This is a genomic window from Vibrio satsumensis (assembly GCF_050337435.1).
Lineage (GTDB): Bacteria > Pseudomonadota > Gammaproteobacteria > Enterobacterales > Vibrionaceae > Vibrio > Vibrio satsumensis.
Genome location: NZ_JAKJSX010000007.1, coordinates 82,038 through 99,593 on the forward strand (window position 1 = coordinate 82,038; position 17,556 = coordinate 99,593).

Below are 17,556 nucleotides of genomic sequence, written 5' to 3' on the forward strand. Positions count from 1 at the left end.
TTATGAAGAACCTGACTTTAGCCGAATTGGCAACGATTACTGGGGGAGAGCTACACGGAGACGGTACGATTACCGTCTCAGCAGTCGCTCCTATGGATAAAGCGCAAGAAGGTAACATTACGTTCCTTTCTAACGTGAAGTACAGCAAGCACCTAGGTGACTGTAAAGCATCTGCTATTATGGTTAAAGAGAGTGAGCGCGAACTGTGTAAGACCAACGTTATTGTGGTTAGTGACCCTTACGTTGCTTTTGCTAAGGTAGCTCAAGCGCTTGATACTACTCCTGCACCCGCAGCGACTATTGCTGATTCTGCTTCAATCTCTAGCGATGCAACCATTGGGCAAAATGTGTCTATTGGTGCGAACGCCGTGATTGAGTCTGGTGTGGTACTAAGTGATGATGTGATCATCGGTGCTGGATGCTTTATTGGTAAGAATGCGAAAATTGGCACAGGCACTAAGCTATGGGCTAACGTAAGCGTTTACCATGAAGTTGTGATTGGTGAAGCATGTTTGATTCAATCAAGCACTGTTATTGGTTCTGACGGCTTTGGTTATGCGAACGAGAAAGGTGAGTGGGTTAAGATCCCACAAGTTGGTTCTGTTCGCATTGGTAACCGCGTAGAAATTGGCGCGTGTACTACCATCGACCGAGGCGCATTAGATGACACAATCATTGAAGACAACGTTATCCTAGATAACCAACTTCAGATTGCTCACAATGTTCACATCGGATATGGTTCAGCTCTTGCTGGTGGTACTATCATTGCAGGCAGCACGACGATAGGTAAGTACTGTATTATTGGTGGTGGTAGTGTGATTAATGGTCACATTGAAGTTACTGATGGCGTTACAATCACCGGTATGGGGATGGTAATGCGCAGCATCACTGAGAAAGGCATGTACTCTTCGGGTATTCCTTTACAGCCAAACAAAGATTGGCGTAAAACAGCAACGCGTGTTCATCGTATTGATGAAATGAACAAGCGTTTGAAAACCGTTGAAAAACTTATCGAGAAGAGCGCGGAATCATAATTCCAGCATTTCTAATAAAAGGCTCGCGTACAGCGAGTCTTTTTCGTTTATAATCCTTCTAATTAAATAAAGAATATACATAGGAATACGACTTTGACTACTGAACAGACAACGATGAACATTACTGAAATTCAGGAACTATTACCTCATCGCTACCCATTCTTAATGGTTGATCGTGTGACTAGCTTTGAAAAAGAAAAAACACTGACTGCAATTAAGAATGTCTCTGTTAACGAACCTCAGTTCACAGGCCACTTTCCTCAGCTTCCTGTATTCCCAGGCGTGTTGATCTTAGAAGCAATGGCACAAGCAACAGGCCTTCTAGCATTTAAATCTTTCGGTGCGCCTTCTGGTAACGAGCTGTACTACTTTGCTAGTGTAGATAAAGCTAAATTCCGTAAGCCAGTAGTGCCAGGTGACCAACTGGTTATCGAAGTAGAATTCTTAAAAGAGCGTCGTGGCATCGCATCGTTTAACGGTGTTGCTAAAGTTGACGGCGTAGTTGTATGTTCAGCTGAACTTAAATGTGCTCGTAGAGAGTTTTAATATGATTCATGAAACAGCGAAAATTCACCCGGCAGCAGTAATCGAAGGTGATGTAACTATCGGTGCTAACGTGACAGTTGGGCCTTTCACTTACATTGCTGGTAACGTGACAATTGGTGACGACACTGAAGTGATGTCGCATGTTGTGATCAAAGGTCATACAACCATTGGCAAAGAAAACCGTATCTTCCCACATGCTGTTATTGGCGAAGAAAACCAAGACAAGAAATACGGTGGTGAAGAGACAACAGTTGTGATCGGTGATCGCAACGTGATCCGTGAAGCGGTTCAAATCCACCGTGGTACGGTTCAAGACAAAGCAACCACAGTAATTGGTGATGACAACTTACTTTGTGTTAATGCTCACGTAGCACACGATGTTATTGTTGGTAACCACACTCATATTGGTAACAACGCTATTCTTGGCGGTCACGTTACGGTTGGCGACTACGCTGGTGTGATGGCGCTTTCTGCGATTCACCCATTCTGTTCTATTGGTGCTTACGCGTACATTGGTGGCTGTTCTGCTGTAGTTCAAGATGTACTGCCGTACGTGCTTGCACAGGGTAACCATGCTGCTCCATTCGGTCTTAACTTAGTGGGCTTGAAGCGTAACGGATTTGAGAAACCAGAAATTCGTGCACTACAGAAAGCATACAAAGAGTTATACCGTTCAGGTAAAACACTTGAAGAAGCGAAAGTGGCTTTAGTTGAAATGGCAAAAGAGTTTGCTTCGGTAGCTCCTATGCTAGAAATGCTAGAGAGCTCTGAGCGCGGTATTATTCGTTAATACTTGATGTGGTTATGTACCAATCAATGTGAGTATGACAATAATTACTTCATCAGAATGGTATAACAAAAAGATCGCTACTTGTTAGGCGATCTTTTTTGTTTTAGGCAAGAAGGGAATTGGAAAACTATGGCACAGCAAGAAGCAGCAACCAATAGCTCGGACTTTGTTTCGAATGAACCACTGCGCGTAGGTATTGTTGTCGGCGAACTCTCTGGCGACACGCTTGGTGAAGGCTTTATTAAAGCGATCAAATCACAGTACCCAAATGCTGAGTTCGTTGGCATTGGCGGGCCAAAAATGAAGGCGCTCGGTTGTGAGTCTCTTTTCGAGATGGAAGAGCTGGCCGTTATGGGCTTAGTTGAAGTACTTGGCCGTTTACCTCGTTTGTTGAAGGTAAAAGCAGAGCTAGTTAAGTATTTCACTCAAAACCCGCCAGATGTGTTTGTAGGTATCGATGCGCCCGACTTTAACCTAAGGCTTGAGTTAGACCTTAAAAATGCTGGTACCAAAACGGTGCATTACGTGAGCCCCTCAGTATGGGCTTGGCGTCCAAAGCGTATCTTTAAAATCGATAAAGCAACTGACTTGGTATTGGCTTTCTTGCCGTTCGAAAAAGCGTTCTACGATAAATATAACGTTGCCTGTGAGTTTGTTGGTCACACGTTGGCAGATGCGATTCCTTTAGAGCCAAGTAAACAGAATGCGCGAGAGCTTTTAGGTCTTGATCAAGACAAGCAGTGGTTGGCCGTATTGCCGGGCAGTCGTGGTGGTGAGATGGGTTTGATTGCTCAACCATTTATCGAAACTTGCCAGCGTATTAAGCATAAGTATCCGGATATCAATTTTGTTGTTGCGCTCGTTAATGAGCAGCGTAAAAAGCAGTTTACTGAAATCTGGCAATCGACCGTACCTGAGCTTGAATTCACGTTAGTCGAAGATACGGCAACCAACGTGATTACCGCTGCTGATTCTGTGCTCTTGGCTTCAGGTACCGTGGCTCTTGAATGTATGTTACTTAAGCGCCCTATGGTGGTTGGTTACAAAGTAAATAAGCTGACAGGTTACATTGTTAAGAAGTTGGCGATCACTGAGTTTGTATCATTGCCGAATATCTTGGCTGGGGAAGAGATCGTCAAAGAGCATATTCTTGAAGAGTGTCACCCAGACTTTTTGTTCCCATCTGTCGATAAGATGCTATCAGCCGATAACAGTGCCTTGATCGAACGTTTTACTGAGATGCATCATTGGATCCGCAAAGACGCAGACAAACAAGCCGCTAACGCGGTATTGAAGTTGATTGACCGACCTTTTGTTGAAGCATAAAGCGCTTACTTACAGAACATTAAGAGATTAGTTATGGCAGTAAAAGAGAAAAAAGAGCTTCCTCCTTTTGAGTACCCGCAAGGTTACCAGTTGTTTGCTGGTGTGGATGAAGTAGGCCGTGGCCCTTTGGTTGGCGATGTAGTGACCGCTGCGGTTATCCTCGATCCAAACAACCCAATCGAAGGCTTGAACGACTCAAAGAAATTATCTGAGAAAAAGCGCCTAGCTTTGCTTCCAGAAATTAAAGAGAAAGCTCTGGCATGGTCTGTTGGTCGTTGTTCTCCACAAGAAATTGATGAGTTGAATATTCTGCAAGCGACGATGGTTGCTATGCAGCGAGCTATCGCAGGGTTGAGCGTTCAACCTGATATGGCACTAATCGATGGAAACCGTGTCCCAGAACTGCCAATGGACGGTCTTGCTATTGTAAAGGGTGACTTGCGAGTGGCTGAAATCAGTGCGGCGTCGATTATCGCTAAAGTCGTTCGAGACCAAGAGATGGAAGAGCTTGATAAACTTCATCCAGAGTTTGGTTTTGCTAAACATAAAGGTTACCCGACTAAAGCGCATTTCGAAGCGATTGAAAAACATGGCGTAACCGAGCACTACCGTAAAAGCTTTAAGCCAGTAAAACGTATTCTTGGCATAGATTAGAGCGTATTGATTAAGCTCTATATAGACTAGAGCTTACGTTAACTAGAGCTGGGCTTCGAATAAAGTTGCTAACTTGCGGTAGAAAAAAATAGAATACACACAGTTGTAATCCTAGGCTCAAACCTAGAACTCAGGAAAAATAATGTCAGATCCAAAATTTGTTCACCTACGCGTACACAGTGACTTTTCGATGGTGGATGGCCTATCCAAGGTGCCTCCATTAGTTAAAAAAGTCGCTGAAATGGGTATGCCTGCTCTAGCACTTACCGACTTTACCAACCTGTGTGGTTTGGTTAAGTTCTACGGTACTGCTCATGGGTGCGGGGTTAAACCAATTATTGGTGCTGACTTCCTAATGCAGTCTCCAGAGTTCGGTGACGAGTTGACCAAGCTCACCGTCATTGCAACCGACAATAAAGGTTATAACAATCTAACGCTGCTTATCTCAAAAGCCTACCTTCGCGGTCATGTTCAGCATCAGCCTGTTATTGATAAAGAGTGGCTAATTGAGAATGCCGAAGGCCTAATTATCCTATCGGGTGCGAAGGAAGGTGAGATTGGTAAGGCGTTACTGAAAGGCAACCGTGAGCTAGTGGCAAGCAGCGTCGAGTTTTACAAAACGTACTTCGCCGATCGTTTTTACTTGGAACTGATTCGTACTGGACGTCCGGATGAAGAGTCTTACCTGCACTTCGCGTTAGAGCTTGCTGAGCAAGAAGACTTGCCTGTTGTTGCGACCAACGAAGTAGTATTCCTTACTGAAGACCTTTTTGATGCCCATGAAATCCGCGTGGCGATTCATGATGGCTTCACGATGGTCGATCCTCGTCGTCCTAAAAATTACAGCGCGCAACAGTATCTTCGTAGCGAAGAAGAGATGTGCGAGTTGTTCTCAGATATACCTGAAGCACTTGAGAATAGTGTTGAGATCGCTAAGCGTTGTAATGTAACGGTTCGTCTGGGCGAATACTTCCTGCCTAACTTCCCAACGGAAGGTTTGGCGATTGAAGACTTCCTGATCAAGAAATCTGAAGAAGGTCTTGAGCGACGTCTAGCGTTCCTATTCCCAGATGAAAAAGTTCGTGCTGAGCGCAGGCCGGAATACGATGAGCGACTTAAGATCGAGCTCGAAGTTGTCAATAACATGGGTTTCCCAGGTTACTTCTTGATCGTAATGGAGTTTATCCAGTGGTCAAAAGACAACGATGTGCCCGTAGGTCCAGGGCGTGGTTCTGGCGCCGGTTCTTTGGTGGCTTACGCGCTTGATATCACCGACCTTGATCCGCTTGAGTACGATCTACTTTTCGAACGTTTCTTGAACCCAGAACGTGTATCGATGCCCGATTTTGATATCGACTTCTGTATGGATAAACGTGACCAAGTAATTGATCACGTTGCTGAAATGTATGGTCGTGATGCGGTATCTCAGATCATCACTTTTGGTACCATGGCGGCAAAAGCGGTAATCCGTGACGTAGGCCGTGTACTGGGTCACCCGTTTGGTTTCGTCGATCGAATCTCAAAGCTTGTACCGCCAGATCCGGGCATGACGCTCGAAAAAGCGTTCCTTGCTGAACCGGCATTGCCAGAGCTTTACGATGGCGATGAAGAAGTCCGTGAGCTAATTGATAAGTGTCGCATCCTTGAAGGTTGTACGCGAAATGCCGGTAAGCATGCGGGTGGTGTTGTTATATCACCTACCACGATCACCGATTTTGCACCAATTTATGCCGATGCTGAAGGTAACTTCCCAGTAACGCAATTCGATAAGAATGACGTTGAAACAGCTGGCTTGGTTAAGTTCGACTTCTTGGGTCTGCGTACCCTGACCATCATCGACTGGGCGTTAGGCCTAGTGAACCCACGTTTGAAGAAAGAGGGTAAAGAACCGGTTCGTATCGAGTCGATTCCTCTTGATGACCAAGCGTCGTTCAATCTATTACAAAATTCTGAAACCACTGCGGTATTCCAGCTGGAATCGCGTGGTATGAAAGACCTGATCAAACGTCTACAGCCCGACTGTTTTGAAGATATCATCGCATTGGTAGCCCTGTTCCGTCCGGGTCCTCTGCAATCAGGCATGGTAGATAACTTTATCGACCGTAAACACGGCCGTGAAGCGGTATCTTACCCTGATGAAACGTGGCAACACGAATCACTGAAAGAGACACTAGAACCTACCTACGGCATCATCCTGTACCAAGAACAGGTAATGCAGATTGCACAGATTCTGGCAGGCTATACGCTTGGCGGCGCGGATATGTTGCGTCGTGCGATGGGTAAGAAAAAGCCAGAAGAGATGGCGAAACAGCGTGGTACCTTTAAAGAGGGCGCTGAAGCCAACGGTGTTGATGGCGAACTTGCCATGAAGATCTTTGACTTGGTAGAGAAATTTGCGGGCTACGGCTTTAACAAATCTCACTCGGCTGCATACGCACTGGTTTCTTATCAAACTCTATGGCTGAAAACGCACTACCCAGCGGAATTTATGGCTGCGGTAATGACGGCGGATATGGATAACACCGAGAAGGTTATCGGCCTTGTTGATGAATGTTTCCGTATGAAGCTCAAGCTTTTGCCACCAGATATCAACTCGGGTCTGTACCGCTTTAACGTCGATGAAGATGGCGCGATTGTTTATGGCATCGGTGCGATAAAAGGGGTCGGTGAAGGCCCTATTGAAGCGATCATTGAAGCGCGAAACAAAGGCGGTTATTTTAAAGACTTATTCGACTTCTGTGCACGCCTTGATCTGAAGAAGGTCAACAAACGTGTTATCGAAAAGTTGATTCTATCCGGAGCCTTAGATAGATTAGGTCCTCACCGAGCGGCGATGATGGCATCTTTGAAAGATGCGGTGAAGGCGGCGAGCCAACATCACCATGCCGAGTCTTTTGGTCAATCTGATATGTTTGGTGTGTTGACCGACGCTCCGGAAGAGGTTGAGCACAAGTATACCCAAGTGCCTAAATGGCCTGAGAAGGTTTGGCTTGAGGGGGAGCGTGAAACGCTTGGTTTGTATTTAACGGGTCACCCGGTTAACGCTTACATCAAAGAGTTAGCGAAATACACCAGCTGTCGCTTAAAAGATGCCACGCCAACGCGTCGTGACCAATCACTAACGATTGCTGGCTTGGTGATTGCTGCGAGAGTGATGACGACAAAGCGCGGTACGCGAATCGGTTTGATGACACTTGATGACCGTTCGGGCCGAATGGAAGTGATGTTGTTCTCGGATGCGCTCGATCGCTACGCAGAATTGCTCGAAAAAGACAAAATTGTGGTCGTTTCCGGACAGGTCAGCTTTGATGATTTCAATGGCGGGCTTAAAATGTCCGCGCGCGAGGTCATGGACTTAGGAAGCGCCCGTGAGAAATATGCTCGTGGGGTGTCGATATCTATCGACCAATCCCAAATTAACGGTCAATTTTTTGAACGCTTTAGTCAAATCTTAGAACCTTATAGAGCCGGAACGGTCCCAGTCAATGTATACTACCAGCGTGCCGACGCTAGAGCGCGGTTAACATTGGGCACAGAATGGCGTGTGACGCCAAGTGATACATTACTAGACGAATTAAAACAGCTGCTTGGAAATAGCCAAGTAGAACTCGAATTTAACTAAAATTTAGCTTCGTGAATGCGGAGCTGAATCAACAAGGATTCATAGATGAGCCTGAACTTTCTAGAATTTGAAAAGCCTATCGCTGAACTTGAAGCAAAAATCGAAGCGCTACGTGACGTTTCGCGTCACGGTGGTGACACAGCGGTAGATCTAGACAAAGAAATCGAACAACTAGAGAAAAAAAGCTTAGAGCTTAAACAGAAAATCTTTAGTGACTTAGGTGCATGGCAGGTAGCTCAACTTGCTCGTCACCCTCAACGTCCTTACACCAAAGATTACCTGGAGCATGCATTCACAGAGTTTGAAGAGATGGCGGGTGATCGCGCTTACGCTGACGACAAAGCTATTGTGGGTGGTATGGCTCGTCTAAATGGCCGTCCTGTTATGGTTATTGGCCACCAGAAAGGTCGTGAGACTAAAGAGAAAGTGATCCGTAACTTTGGTATGCCAAAGCCAGAAGGTTACCGTAAGGCGCTTCGTCTAATGGAAACCGCTGAGCGTTTCAACATGCCTATTATTACTTTCATCGACACTGCGGGCGCATACCCAGGTGTTGGCGCTGAAGAGCGTGGTCAATCTGAAGCTATCGCTAAAAACCTAAAAGTGATGGCTGGCCTTTCAGTTCCTGTTATTTGTAACGTTGTGGGTGAAGGCGGTTCTGGTGGTGCACTAGCGATTGGTGTTGGTGACTACGTGAACATGCTTCAGTACTCTACGTACTCAGTAATCTCTCCAGAAGGTTGTGCTTCAATCCTATGGCGCGATTCAGATAAAGCACCACAAGCAGCTGAAGCGATGGGCCTGATTGCTCCTCGTCTTAAAGAGCTTGAGCTTATCGACGAAATCATTCCAGAGCCTCTAGGCGGCGCGCACCGTGACCCTGCACAAACGGCTCAGAATATGAAAGACATGTTAGTTAAACAGCTAGAAGAGCTAGAGCAGTTCGACAACGAAACGCTGCTTGAGCGTCGTTACCAGCGCCTAATGAGCTACGGCTACTGCTGATAAGTTGCCTTAGCGATAAGCCTAGCTATACGAACAAAAGATGAAAGGGTTGGACTCAGTGCCAACCCTTTTTTATTATTAAGACATTATCCCGTCACACACGATTTCTTGGTTTATTAGTCTCATGACACACTTAATTGATACCTTCACATTTGTACTTAGCCAAAGCGAGCTCAAACCCTGTCGGTTGGTGGTTGCTTTTAGTGGTGGTGTCGATTCACGAGTTTTGTTGGAGCTAGCTGCACAATACGCTAAGTCCCATCACATTGAGTGCTGTGCGGTACATGTTCATCATGGCTTAAGCAACAATGCTGATCACTGGGCAGGGCAGTGCCAAGCATGGTGTGATGCTTTGTCGGTTTCCTTGTTCATTGAACGAGTCTCGCTAGATATCAGCAGTGGAGAAAGCGTTGAGAAGCTGGCTCGAGACGCGCGATACCAAGCCTTTAAAAAGCATATTAGACAAGGTGATGTATTAGTTACAGGTCAACACATCGATGACCAAGTCGAGACTTTCTTGTTGGCGTTGAAGCGTGGCAGTGGTCCGAAAGGGCTCTCTTCAATGGCGAAAGTGATGCCGTTTGCTAATGCTTATATCGTTCGCCCACTGCTGTCGGTGACGAGAACGGATATTGAAGGGGCGGCGCGCGATATGGCTTTAACTTGGGTAGAAGATGAGAGTAATCAAGACGTTCGCTTTGACCGCAATTTTATTCGTCATCAAGTCACTCCGGCACTGACCGAGCGTTGGCCTAGTTTCCGAGAGTCGGTCAGTCGCAGCGCTCAGCTATGTGCAGAGCAAGAGTTACTGTTGGATGAGTTGTTAGAATCCCACTTACAGCAAGCTTTAGGTGGCAACCAGAATCAAAGCTTAAGCATTGAAGCGTTATACCAGTACTCTGATTTACTACGCGCACGTTTATTAAGAATGTGGCTTAACCATTGTAATCAACCGATGCCGAGTCAAAAGCAACTCCAGCTTATCTGGGAGGAAGTGGCGTGTGCTCAGCTTGATGCTAACCCTAAGCTGGTGTTAAACGGCGTTGAAGTTAGGCGTTTTAATCAAAAACTCTATTTGGTTCGAGAGACTAAAGATCTATCGGGCTGGCAAGGTGACGTTTCTGTTGGAGGAAGGTTGGTTCTGCCTGATGGCTTGGGAGATGTCAGCTTGCAAGTGGGGGGACCTGAGTCCGAACCTAGTCGTCGTGTACAAACGTTCAGCTTACCAAACCAAAATGCGGTATTACGTGTTACCTTTAACCCCGAAGGATTATCGGTTCACCCTGTTGGGCGCGGTCATAGCAGGAAGCTGAAGAAGTTGTTTCAAGAGTACCAAGTACCCAGTTGGTTAAGACGCAGAACGCCGATATTAATGGATGGCGATCGAGTGATCGCTGTTTTAGGCTTATTCGTAGATAAAAACTACGAAGGTCAAGATTGTGAAGCGCTTTGGAGCAAGTAGAAAAAGTTTGTGTCACAATTCACCGTCACTTTAATAAAAATAATTAATGGAATATGCAATGAAGAAAATTACACTAGGATTAGTTCTTGGATTTGGACTATTGAGTGGTAACGCTCTGGCGGGTGATGTTGCTGCGGGTCAAGCTAAAGCAGCAATCTGTGCAGCATGTCATGGTGCTGACGGTATCGCAGTGATCCCAGGCTACCCAAACCTTAAAGGTCAAAACGAGCAATACATCGCTTCATCAATTAACGCATATAAGAACGGCCAGCGCACCGGCGGTTTGGCTGCTGTAATGCAGGCTCAAGCTTCAATGCTGAATGATGCAGATATTGCTAATCTAGCCGCTTACTACGCAAGCCTTAAGTAAAACCTTCTTAAAGCGCTGATTAAACAAGATGATAAATTTCGAGCCAGAGCTTTAATGCTCTGGCTTTTTTCATTGAATGTTTACTATAGCTAACCGATAATGAGCCATTCGCACAGTTTAAGGGATGAACATGAAAAAGATTGAAGCCATTATCAAGCCATTCAAACTTGATGATGTACGTGAAGCACTTGCAGAAGTGGGTATTACGGGTATGACAGTATCTGAAGTTAAAGGCTTTGGACGTCAGAAAGGTCATACTGAGCTATACCGTGGCGCAGAGTACATGGTCGACTTTTTACCTAAAGTGAAATTGGAAATTGTTGTGACTGACGAAGTGGCTGACCAGTGTGTTGATACCATTATCGAAACAGCGCAAACAGGTAAAATCGGCGACGGTAAGATCTTCATTACTGACGTTGAACGTGTGGTACGTATTCGTACTGGCGAAGAAGACGAAGACGCCGTATAAAAAAACTATTACCCTAAAAGGAGCGTTTATCGCTCCTTTTTCATTTCTGGTAGGGTGCTGTATGTTTAAGAAAACCATCATTGTTATCACACTGCTGATAACGCTTGTTGTCGTTAGTTTTCATTTTATCTTTGTGATACCGAATAAACCCAACCTGATCACTTCCTCTCAAAGTACCAGCAACGACATCTACAGCTGTTACCAAAACTCTGCACCGAAAGCGATTGATGTGTCTGACGGCTTAGATATTACCGTGTGGAATATCTACAAGCAAAACCGCAGTAATTGGCAGAGTGAGTTGAATAAGCTGTCAGCAGGTAGCGATTTAGTTTTGCTGCAAGAAGCGAGTATGACAGAAGGGCTTCGCCAGTGGGTGACAAGTGGTCAGTGGGGAAGTACACGAGTTAATGCGTTTGAAGCCTTTGAGAAAAGTGCTGGTGTACTTAACTTAGCGACGCATTTACCGATCGAAGCTTGTGCTTATACTCATGAAGAACCTTGGCTTCAATTGCCTAAATCCGCGCTTTGGTCTCGTTACCTGCTCAGTAATGGCGAAGAACTGGCGGTGATTAATATTCATGCTGTGAACTTTACCTTTGGTACCGAAGATTACGAGGCTCAGCTCAAGAGCTTAACTGACAATCTGCAAAAGTATCGTGGGCCTGTTATTTTTGCTGGGGATTTTAATAGTTGGAGTGAGGCTCGCTTCGCTGTATTGAAAGATGCGTTGGAAAAGGTTGGTTTGACAGAGGTTGCTTTTGATCCAGATGATCGCACTCAATTTATTACGGGTTTAGTGCTAGACCATGTGTTCTATCGAGGGCTCGAGGTAGAAAAAGCAAAAGCGCCCATTACGGACGCTTCTGATCATAACCCAATGCGAGTGACGTTTAAGGCTAAATAGACGAGTGAATTTTCGCCAGCCTTCTTTTTATCTCTTCAGCTTAGAAGATTAAAATGTAGAGCGCCCAGATTAGGTAGTAGCCAATCCATGGTAAGCCAGAAATTACCAATGCTTGACCACGTTCAAACTCAGTCCAAGTTAATACCGCTGCATAACCCAGTACGATGTACCATGGTAATAATAGTGGCAACGAGCTAGCAAACTGTGACCACTCATTGGTTAGTGGTAACTTAATTAAGCCGTTTAAGCTGTTCAAGTCAGCAGCGTAGTTCATCACATGCCCATGCTTAAGTATCAGGCTTGCGTAGCTCGCAATGTCGCCTAAAACTGCAGGGAAGATGATAACGGATGCCGCTGCAAACCATCGCCAAAAGCTATGTTGATGTTGACTTGGCTTAGTTGCGAGGTTAAACCAGAATGCCAACAAAACGATGGTTAGCGTTCGGCTAAATACGTCGTTGATGATTTCACTTGCGAGTAGGGTGTTGCTGTCGAGTAACGCCAATTGGTCAGGGTTAGTTTGAGCCAGTTGTTGTGACAATTCAGCACTTAGCCATGCAAAATCTACATTCGAAAAATAAGCACCCCAAAACAAAAAGGGGCTGAGCATTAATACGACGTAGGGTTGCCATCCCCAAGCACTTCGTTGATAAAGCGCTAAGAAACACGCTGTTGGTGAACGGAATATATCCAACAGCATGACGAGTGGGTTACTTGACGGGTTCATACACTTACCTTAGTTACATCAACATACAGCTTCAGTTTTTGTCCTGGCTGTAGGTATTTCTTGTTCTGCAAAGCGTTCCATTTTACAACATCTGCACTTTTTACTTTGAACTTTGATGCAATACCGCTGACTGTGTCACCTGATCTTACGTTATAGAAGATGGTGCGGATGATGGCACCGTCAGAACCGTTCTTCCAAATGACCAACTCTTGACCAACTCGTAACGTGTCGCGTGGCCCCATACCATTCCACTTAGCAAGTGATTGGTGAGATACCTTATTTGCGCGTGCAATCGTCCATAAGCTGTCACCACTTTTTACTTTGTGGGTTAGCTTATATTGACCGCGACTCTTTGACTGTGTGCTTGCTAGACGGTTTGAAGCGCTGAGAGCGTAAGCTTTATCATCTTTAGTCGAAGTCGGGATCAGTAGGTGCTGACCAATACGAATATTGTTGTTGGTCAAACCGTTCGCTGAGCGAATCACTTTGCTGGTGGTGTTGTATTTATTTGCCAGTACGCTGATGCTGTCGCCAGATTGAACCTTGTAACGTACTAGCTTCATGCCTTTGCCTTTATTGGCCGTGACTTCTCTGTTGAACTTTTCAACTGAATCTAAGGGAAGCAGTAATTGTTGGTGTTTTTCTGGTGCCGTCGCCCACTGGTTATAGGCAGGGTTATAGCCTTGCAGCTCTTTTACTGGAATGCCTGCGTAGTTAGCTGCGATTGCTAAATCCAGTTGCTCTTCCGGGTTAACTAGAGTCAGCACCGGCTTGTTTGGAATTGCAGGAATATCAATGCCATATTTTTCTTGGTTGGCAATTACGTCGGCCAGTGCCAGCAGTTTAGGTACGTAGCTGCTAGTCTCTTTTGGCAGGTCCAGTGAGAAGAAGTCGATTGGCTTACCAAGCTTCTTGTTCTTGCGGATTGCGCTGTTTACACGTCCACCACCACTATTGTAGGCAGCGATTGCGTGTTGCCAGTTGCCATCAAAACGTTTGTTTAGGTCGGTTAGGAAATCCAATGCAGCATCGGTTGAAGCGGCAACATCTCGGCGGCCGTCGTACCAGAAGTTCTGTTCTAGCCCGTAAGCTTCACCGGTGCCTGAAATGAACTGCCATAAGCCAGCGGCGCTACCGTGAGAATACGCAAATGCATCAAATGAGCTTTCAACAACGGGCAACAGTGCCAGTTCTAAAGGCAGGTCTCTTTCTTCAATCTTGGTGGTGATCAAATAAAGGAAAGGCTCAGCACGTTTTGATACGGTTTTTAGATGACTAGGGTGTTTAAGATACCAAGTTCGGTAGTAGTCGACCTTCTTTTGGTCGGGCACTTCCATTTCAAGTTGCATAGCAATACGTTTCCAAACATCTTCTTGTGTTTGTGGAGTAACGACAGGTGCTTCAACTTTTGGCTCTTTGTTGGTCGCATCTGGTGAAACGTTCGCTTGAGAAACTTCTTTAGTAGGAGAGGTGTTGGTTTGCTTGGAAGCTTGGTCTGGATTCTCTGACTGAGTTAATTGGCAACCAGAAAGTAGTAATACCAAAGCCCAGCTGTACTTAACTCGCATGTTACAGCCTTTTTAATAAACGGCCGATGATAATACTTGCCACCCCCTATGAGTGACAAGTCTGTATTTGTTAAAATTCGTTCTTCCACGCACGTAAAGCGGTAAATACTGATAAAGGATCAGTTTGCTCAGTACGATTAGACACTGATTTCACTACACTTGGCTCGGTATAGCGCAAGAAGGGGTTAACAAACTTCTCTTGTCTCAAATTTGTGGGGATGGTCGACTTATTTTGGGCACGCAGTCGGTTCACTTGGTCGCGATATTGCTGCAAATGTTGGTTATCAGGCTCAACCGCTAATGCGAAAGCGATATTGGCAGCAGTGTATTCATGTGCACAATACACTTCGGTTTCTTGAGGCAGCGCTGTGATCTTATTCAGCGCATCGAACATCTGTTGTGGTGTGCCTTCCATGATTCGGCCACAGCCTGCTGAGAACAATACATCACCACAAAATAGTTTGGCATCACCCACATAGCCAATATGACCAGCAGTGTGTCCGCTTAGTCCTAACACGAGGAAGACTTCACCAAACAGTTCTAACTGGTCACCATCATCAACCGGATGCGTTAATGTCGGGATAGGTTCATTTCGAGGGCCAACAACATCGACGCCGGGAAATTGTCTTACCAGCTCTGGAACGCCACCAATGTGATCGTGGTGGTGGTGTGTAATCAAGATTGCATCTAAAGTTAGCTCATGGTTCGCTAAGTACTCTAATACTGGAGCCGCATCACCAGGGTCGACGACAGCACAACGGCGATCGCTATTTTCAATCAGCCAGATGTAATTGTCGTTAAATGCAGGTATGCTTTTGATATGTAACATTATTGGTTCTCCAGTCACTTTCAGTGCGACAGAATAAGTGAGACAGATTATTGATGAAGCCAGCACGTAGCAGAAAGAAGTTTGAACATCCCTACACTTGGGCACAGTTGCACAATGGGGACTGGTTGAGAGAATCTATTCAAACTCGACTCGATGAGTGGTGCCCAAAGCTATTTGGTTACCATATGCTCAAGCTCGGCGGCCTCAGTAGTGAGATTTCTAGCTGCACATGCAACATTCAACATCAAGTAAACCTAGATATCCAGAACCCATTACATAATGTGATAGCAGATGGCTATAATTTGCCCTTTTTGGAGAAAAGCTTTGATGTTGTGGTGCTCAGTCATCAATTAGATTATAGCAATGACCCGCATCGATTATTGAGAGAAGTCGACCGAGTGATGATGGACGATGGCTATATCATCATTACTGGCTTCAACCCTTTCAGTGTGACGGGGCTCGCCAGTTTGATGCCTTGGCGAAAGAACAGCTTGCCTTGGAGTGGGCGCATGTACACGCCAAATCGAATTAAAGACTGGCTCGGTGTGCTTAATTATGAAGTGATTCATTGTGATACCTACGCGTTGTTTCCTATGAGTAAGTATCAAGCGATGTGGACGTGGTTGGAGAACGCTTTAGGTGGCTGTGCATCTTTTGCTGGCAGCCAATACTTTATTGTTGCTCGCAAGCGTACTTACCCGCTCAAACCTATCAAGCCGCATTGGCACCTTAAGCGACGCTTCTCGCCTGTTGGAGCGAGTTTTAGAACCAACACGCGCCGTACAATGGATTCAGCTAAAGCTTCATATCCGTTAAAAACAGAAAAAGCCGACTAGTTGTCGGCTTTTCATCTATTAGTTCTGTTAAGAAACTATCCAATAGTTTAAGGCGTTATCAATTAGTTCCAGGAACAATAAATCGTTTTCTGAAATGTACGTCTAACTTCAAAAGATGATTAGCTTGGTTGATAGCCCGTATCTTCTTGAGTCGGATTTTCCGCTGCGTTTCTTGCTAAATCATCACACATCTCGTTTTCTCTGTGTCCTGCGTGTCCTTTTACCCAGCGCCAATCCACGCTATGGCGAGCGGTTTCTTTATCGAGCCTTTGCCACAGATCGGCATTTTTAACCGGTTTCTTATCGGCTGTTTTCCAGTCACGCTTTTTCCAGTTGTGAATCCACTGTGTGATGCCTTGACGCACGTATTGGCTATCTGTGGTCAGAATCACAGAGCAAGGTTCTTTGAGGGCTTGGAGAGCAACGACAGCGGCGAGCATTTCCATACGGTTATTGGTTGTTAGCGTGAAGCCTTCTGCTAGCGTCTTCTCGACTTTTTTGTAGCGAAGTACGATGCCATAGCCACCCGGACCAGGGTTACCTAAACAAGAACCATCAGTGAAAATTTCAACTTGTTTCGTCATGATTTGATACTATTACCTCAAGCACATTATCGGCATAGTCTGACACAGTTATCCTTATGAATACCAGTAGCACTCCAGAACAAAGCACGAACGAAAAAAACAGTTCGAACGAAAATAAGCGTATTGTTGTACTCGATACCGAAACCACCGGTATGAATACAGAAGGTGGTCCTCACTATATGGGGCACCGCATCGTTGAGATTGGTGCAGTAGAGATCATCAACCGTAGGTTGACCGGACGTCACTTTCACGTCTATATCAAGCCTGATCGTGCGATTCAAGAAGAGGCGATTGGCGTTCACGGTATTACCGATGAATTCTTGATTGATAAGCCTGAGTACCAAGACATACATAAAGAGTTTCTCGACTTTATCAAAGGTGCTGAGCTGGTGGCTCATAACGCGCCCTTCGATACGGGTTTTATGGACTATGAGTTTGAGAAGCTTAATCCAGCGATAGGTAAAACGGATGACTACTGTAAAGTTACCGATACCTTGGCGATGGCGAAGAAGATATTCCCAGGTAAAAGAAACAACCTAGATATCTTATGTGACCGTTATGGTATTGATAACTCGCACCGTACTCTTCACGGCGCATTGCTCGATGCGGAGATCCTCGCCGACGTCTACTTATTGATGACGGGTGGTCAAACTTCGCTGCAATTTAACGCTGGTCAACAGGAAGGCGAAGCGGAAAGCATACGAAGAGTAGAAAGTGGTCGAAAATCCCTAAAGGTTTTACGAGCTACGGCCGATGAAGTAGAAGCGCATCAAAGTCGTTTAGATCTCGTCGAGAAAAGCGGAAGCTGCCTCTGGCGTCAGTAGGGAGAA

17 protein-coding genes are annotated in these 17,556 nt (G+C 45.5%); 13 read left to right on the forward strand and 4 right to left on the reverse strand.

Annotated elements, in window-relative coordinates; genetic code table 11:
* Positions 1-2 precede the first annotated feature (2 nt).
* The 11 genes from lpxD to L4C44_RS09680 all read left to right on the forward strand — a co-directional run bounded on the left by lpxD (position 3) and on the right by L4C44_RS09680 (position 12,182).
* The gene (gene lpxD, locus L4C44_RS09630) at positions 3-1,034 is read left to right on the forward strand and encodes a UDP-3-O-(3-hydroxymyristoyl)glucosamine N-acyltransferase (RefSeq protein ID WP_146492099.1); all 1,032 of its coding nucleotides are present in this window, start codon (positions 3-5) and stop codon (positions 1,032-1,034) included.
* Between the two features lie 93 nt (positions 1,035-1,127).
* The gene (fabZ, locus tag L4C44_RS09635) at positions 1,128-1,580 is read left to right on the forward strand and encodes a 3-hydroxyacyl-ACP dehydratase FabZ (RefSeq protein WP_009847408.1); all 453 of its coding nucleotides are present in this window, start codon (positions 1,128-1,130) and stop codon (positions 1,578-1,580) included.
* A 1-nt stretch (position 1,581) separates the two neighbouring features.
* Positions 1,582-2,370 carry an acyl-ACP--UDP-N-acetylglucosamine O-acyltransferase gene (gene lpxA / locus L4C44_RS09640; RefSeq protein WP_146492100.1) on the forward strand — a complete coding sequence of 263 codons (789 nt, stop codon included), beginning with the start codon at positions 1,582-1,584 and terminating at the stop codon, positions 2,368-2,370.
* A 129-nt stretch (positions 2,371-2,499) separates the two neighbouring features.
* Positions 2,500-3,696, forward strand: a complete 1,197-nt coding sequence (gene lpxB, locus L4C44_RS09645; protein WP_428804951.1) for a lipid-A-disaccharide synthase — start codon at positions 2,500-2,502, stop codon at positions 3,694-3,696.
* A 33-nt stretch (positions 3,697-3,729) separates the two neighbouring features.
* On the forward strand, positions 3,730-4,350 hold the full coding sequence (gene rnhB, locus L4C44_RS09650) for a ribonuclease HII (protein ID WP_048606660.1): 621 nt from the start codon (positions 3,730-3,732) through the stop codon (positions 4,348-4,350).
* Between the two features lie 142 nt (positions 4,351-4,492).
* Positions 4,493-7,972, forward strand: a complete 3,480-nt coding sequence (gene dnaE / locus L4C44_RS09655; RefSeq protein ID WP_019821617.1) for a DNA polymerase III subunit alpha — start codon at positions 4,493-4,495, stop codon at positions 7,970-7,972.
* Positions 7,973-8,017: 45 nt separating this feature from the next.
* Positions 8,018-8,977, forward strand: coding sequence for an acetyl-CoA carboxylase carboxyl transferase subunit alpha (gene accA / locus L4C44_RS09660; RefSeq protein ID WP_017060731.1), 960 nt, complete (start codon positions 8,018-8,020; stop codon positions 8,975-8,977).
* A gap of 124 nt (positions 8,978-9,101) precedes the next feature.
* Positions 9,102-10,439, forward strand: coding sequence for a tRNA lysidine(34) synthetase TilS (tilS, locus tag L4C44_RS09665; RefSeq protein ID WP_428804952.1), 1,338 nt, complete (start codon positions 9,102-9,104; stop codon positions 10,437-10,439).
* Between the two features lie 58 nt (positions 10,440-10,497).
* Entirely contained in the window at positions 10,498-10,809 is a 312-nt protein-coding gene (locus L4C44_RS09670; protein WP_048661228.1) for a c-type cytochrome, read from the forward strand.
* 130 nt (positions 10,810-10,939) lie between these two features.
* On the forward strand, positions 10,940-11,278 hold the full coding sequence (glnB, locus tag L4C44_RS09675; RefSeq protein WP_004738609.1) for a nitrogen regulatory protein P-II: 339 nt from the start codon (positions 10,940-10,942) through the stop codon (positions 11,276-11,278).
* 61 nt (positions 11,279-11,339) lie between these two features.
* Positions 11,340-12,182, forward strand: coding sequence for an endonuclease/exonuclease/phosphatase family protein (locus L4C44_RS09680; RefSeq protein WP_146492103.1), 843 nt, complete (start codon positions 11,340-11,342; stop codon positions 12,180-12,182).
* 40 nt (positions 12,183-12,222) lie between these two features.
* Here the strand turns inward: L4C44_RS09680 and L4C44_RS09685 are convergent, their stop codons facing one another.
* The 3 genes from L4C44_RS09685 to gloB form a co-directional block, all read right to left on the reverse strand.
* Positions 12,223-12,909, reverse strand: coding sequence for a YIP1 family protein (locus L4C44_RS09685; RefSeq protein ID WP_061018600.1), 687 nt, complete (start codon positions 12,907-12,909; stop codon positions 12,223-12,225).
* On the reverse strand, positions 12,906-14,477 hold the full coding sequence (locus L4C44_RS09690) for a LysM peptidoglycan-binding domain-containing protein (RefSeq protein ID WP_428804953.1): 1,572 nt from the start codon (positions 14,475-14,477) through the stop codon (positions 12,906-12,908). Before L4C44_RS09690 ends, L4C44_RS09685 begins: the two co-directional genes overlap by 4 nt.
* A 70-nt stretch (positions 14,478-14,547) precedes the next feature.
* The gene (gene gloB, locus L4C44_RS09695; RefSeq protein ID WP_146492105.1) at positions 14,548-15,306 is read right to left on the reverse strand and encodes a hydroxyacylglutathione hydrolase; all 759 of its coding nucleotides are present in this window, start codon (positions 15,304-15,306) and stop codon (positions 14,548-14,550) included.
* 53 nt (positions 15,307-15,359) lie between these two features.
* On the opposite strand from gloB, the gene L4C44_RS09700 reads away from it, so the two are divergent.
* On the forward strand, positions 15,360-16,142 hold the full coding sequence (locus L4C44_RS09700; RefSeq protein WP_146492106.1) for a class I SAM-dependent methyltransferase: 783 nt from the start codon (positions 15,360-15,362) through the stop codon (positions 16,140-16,142).
* Between the two features lie 119 nt (positions 16,143-16,261).
* On the opposite strand, the gene rnhA is transcribed toward L4C44_RS09700, so the two are convergent.
* Positions 16,262-16,726 carry a ribonuclease HI gene (rnhA, locus tag L4C44_RS09705; RefSeq protein ID WP_017069372.1) on the reverse strand — a complete coding sequence of 155 codons (465 nt, stop codon included), beginning with the start codon at positions 16,724-16,726 and terminating at the stop codon, positions 16,262-16,264.
* A 56-nt stretch (positions 16,727-16,782) separates the two neighbouring features.
* On the opposite strand from rnhA, the gene dnaQ reads away from it, so the two are divergent.
* Positions 16,783-17,550 (forward strand): DNA polymerase III subunit epsilon, encoded by a 768-nt coding sequence (gene dnaQ, locus L4C44_RS09710; protein WP_017060722.1) that lies wholly within the window; start codon positions 16,783-16,785, stop codon positions 17,548-17,550.
* Positions 17,551-17,556 lie beyond the last annotated feature (6 nt).

Excerpts from the sequence above, each read along its gene's own strand:
- lpxD (WP_146492099.1), top strand. The coding sequence starts at position 3 with ATGAAGAACCTGACTTTAGCCGAATTGGCAACGATTACTGGGGGAGAG.
- lpxA (WP_146492100.1), top strand. The coding sequence starts at position 1,582 with ATGATTCATGAAACAGCGAAAATTCACCCGGCAGCAGTAATCGAAGGT.
- lpxB (WP_428804951.1), top strand. The coding sequence starts at position 2,500 with ATGGCACAGCAAGAAGCAGCAACCAATAGCTCGGACTTTGTTTCGAAT.
- rnhB (WP_048606660.1), top strand. The coding sequence starts at position 3,730 with ATGGCAGTAAAAGAGAAAAAAGAGCTTCCTCCTTTTGAGTACCCGCAA.
- dnaE (WP_019821617.1), top strand. The coding sequence starts at position 4,493 with ATGTCAGATCCAAAATTTGTTCACCTACGCGTACACAGTGACTTTTCG.
- accA (WP_017060731.1), top strand. The coding sequence starts at position 8,018 with ATGAGCCTGAACTTTCTAGAATTTGAAAAGCCTATCGCTGAACTTGAA.
- tilS (WP_428804952.1), top strand. The coding sequence starts at position 9,102 with ATGACACACTTAATTGATACCTTCACATTTGTACTTAGCCAAAGCGAG.
- L4C44_RS09670 (WP_048661228.1), top strand. The coding sequence starts at position 10,498 with ATGAAGAAAATTACACTAGGATTAGTTCTTGGATTTGGACTATTGAGT.
- glnB (WP_004738609.1), top strand. The coding sequence starts at position 10,940 with ATGAAAAAGATTGAAGCCATTATCAAGCCATTCAAACTTGATGATGTA.
- L4C44_RS09680 (WP_146492103.1), top strand. The coding sequence starts at position 11,340 with ATGTTTAAGAAAACCATCATTGTTATCACACTGCTGATAACGCTTGTT.
- L4C44_RS09685 (WP_061018600.1), bottom strand. The coding sequence starts at position 12,909 with ATGAACCCGTCAAGTAACCCACTCGTCATGCTGTTGGATATATTCCGT.
- L4C44_RS09690 (WP_428804953.1), bottom strand. The coding sequence starts at position 14,477 with ATGCGAGTTAAGTACAGCTGGGCTTTGGTATTACTACTTTCTGGTTGC.
- gloB (WP_146492105.1), bottom strand. The coding sequence starts at position 15,306 with ATGTTACATATCAAAAGCATACCTGCATTTAACGACAATTACATCTGG.
- L4C44_RS09700 (WP_146492106.1), top strand. The coding sequence starts at position 15,360 with ATGAAGCCAGCACGTAGCAGAAAGAAGTTTGAACATCCCTACACTTGG.
- rnhA (WP_017069372.1), bottom strand. The coding sequence starts at position 16,726 with ATGACGAAACAAGTTGAAATTTTCACTGATGGTTCTTGTTTAGGTAAC.
- dnaQ (WP_017060722.1), top strand. The coding sequence starts at position 16,783 with ATGAATACCAGTAGCACTCCAGAACAAAGCACGAACGAAAAAAACAGT.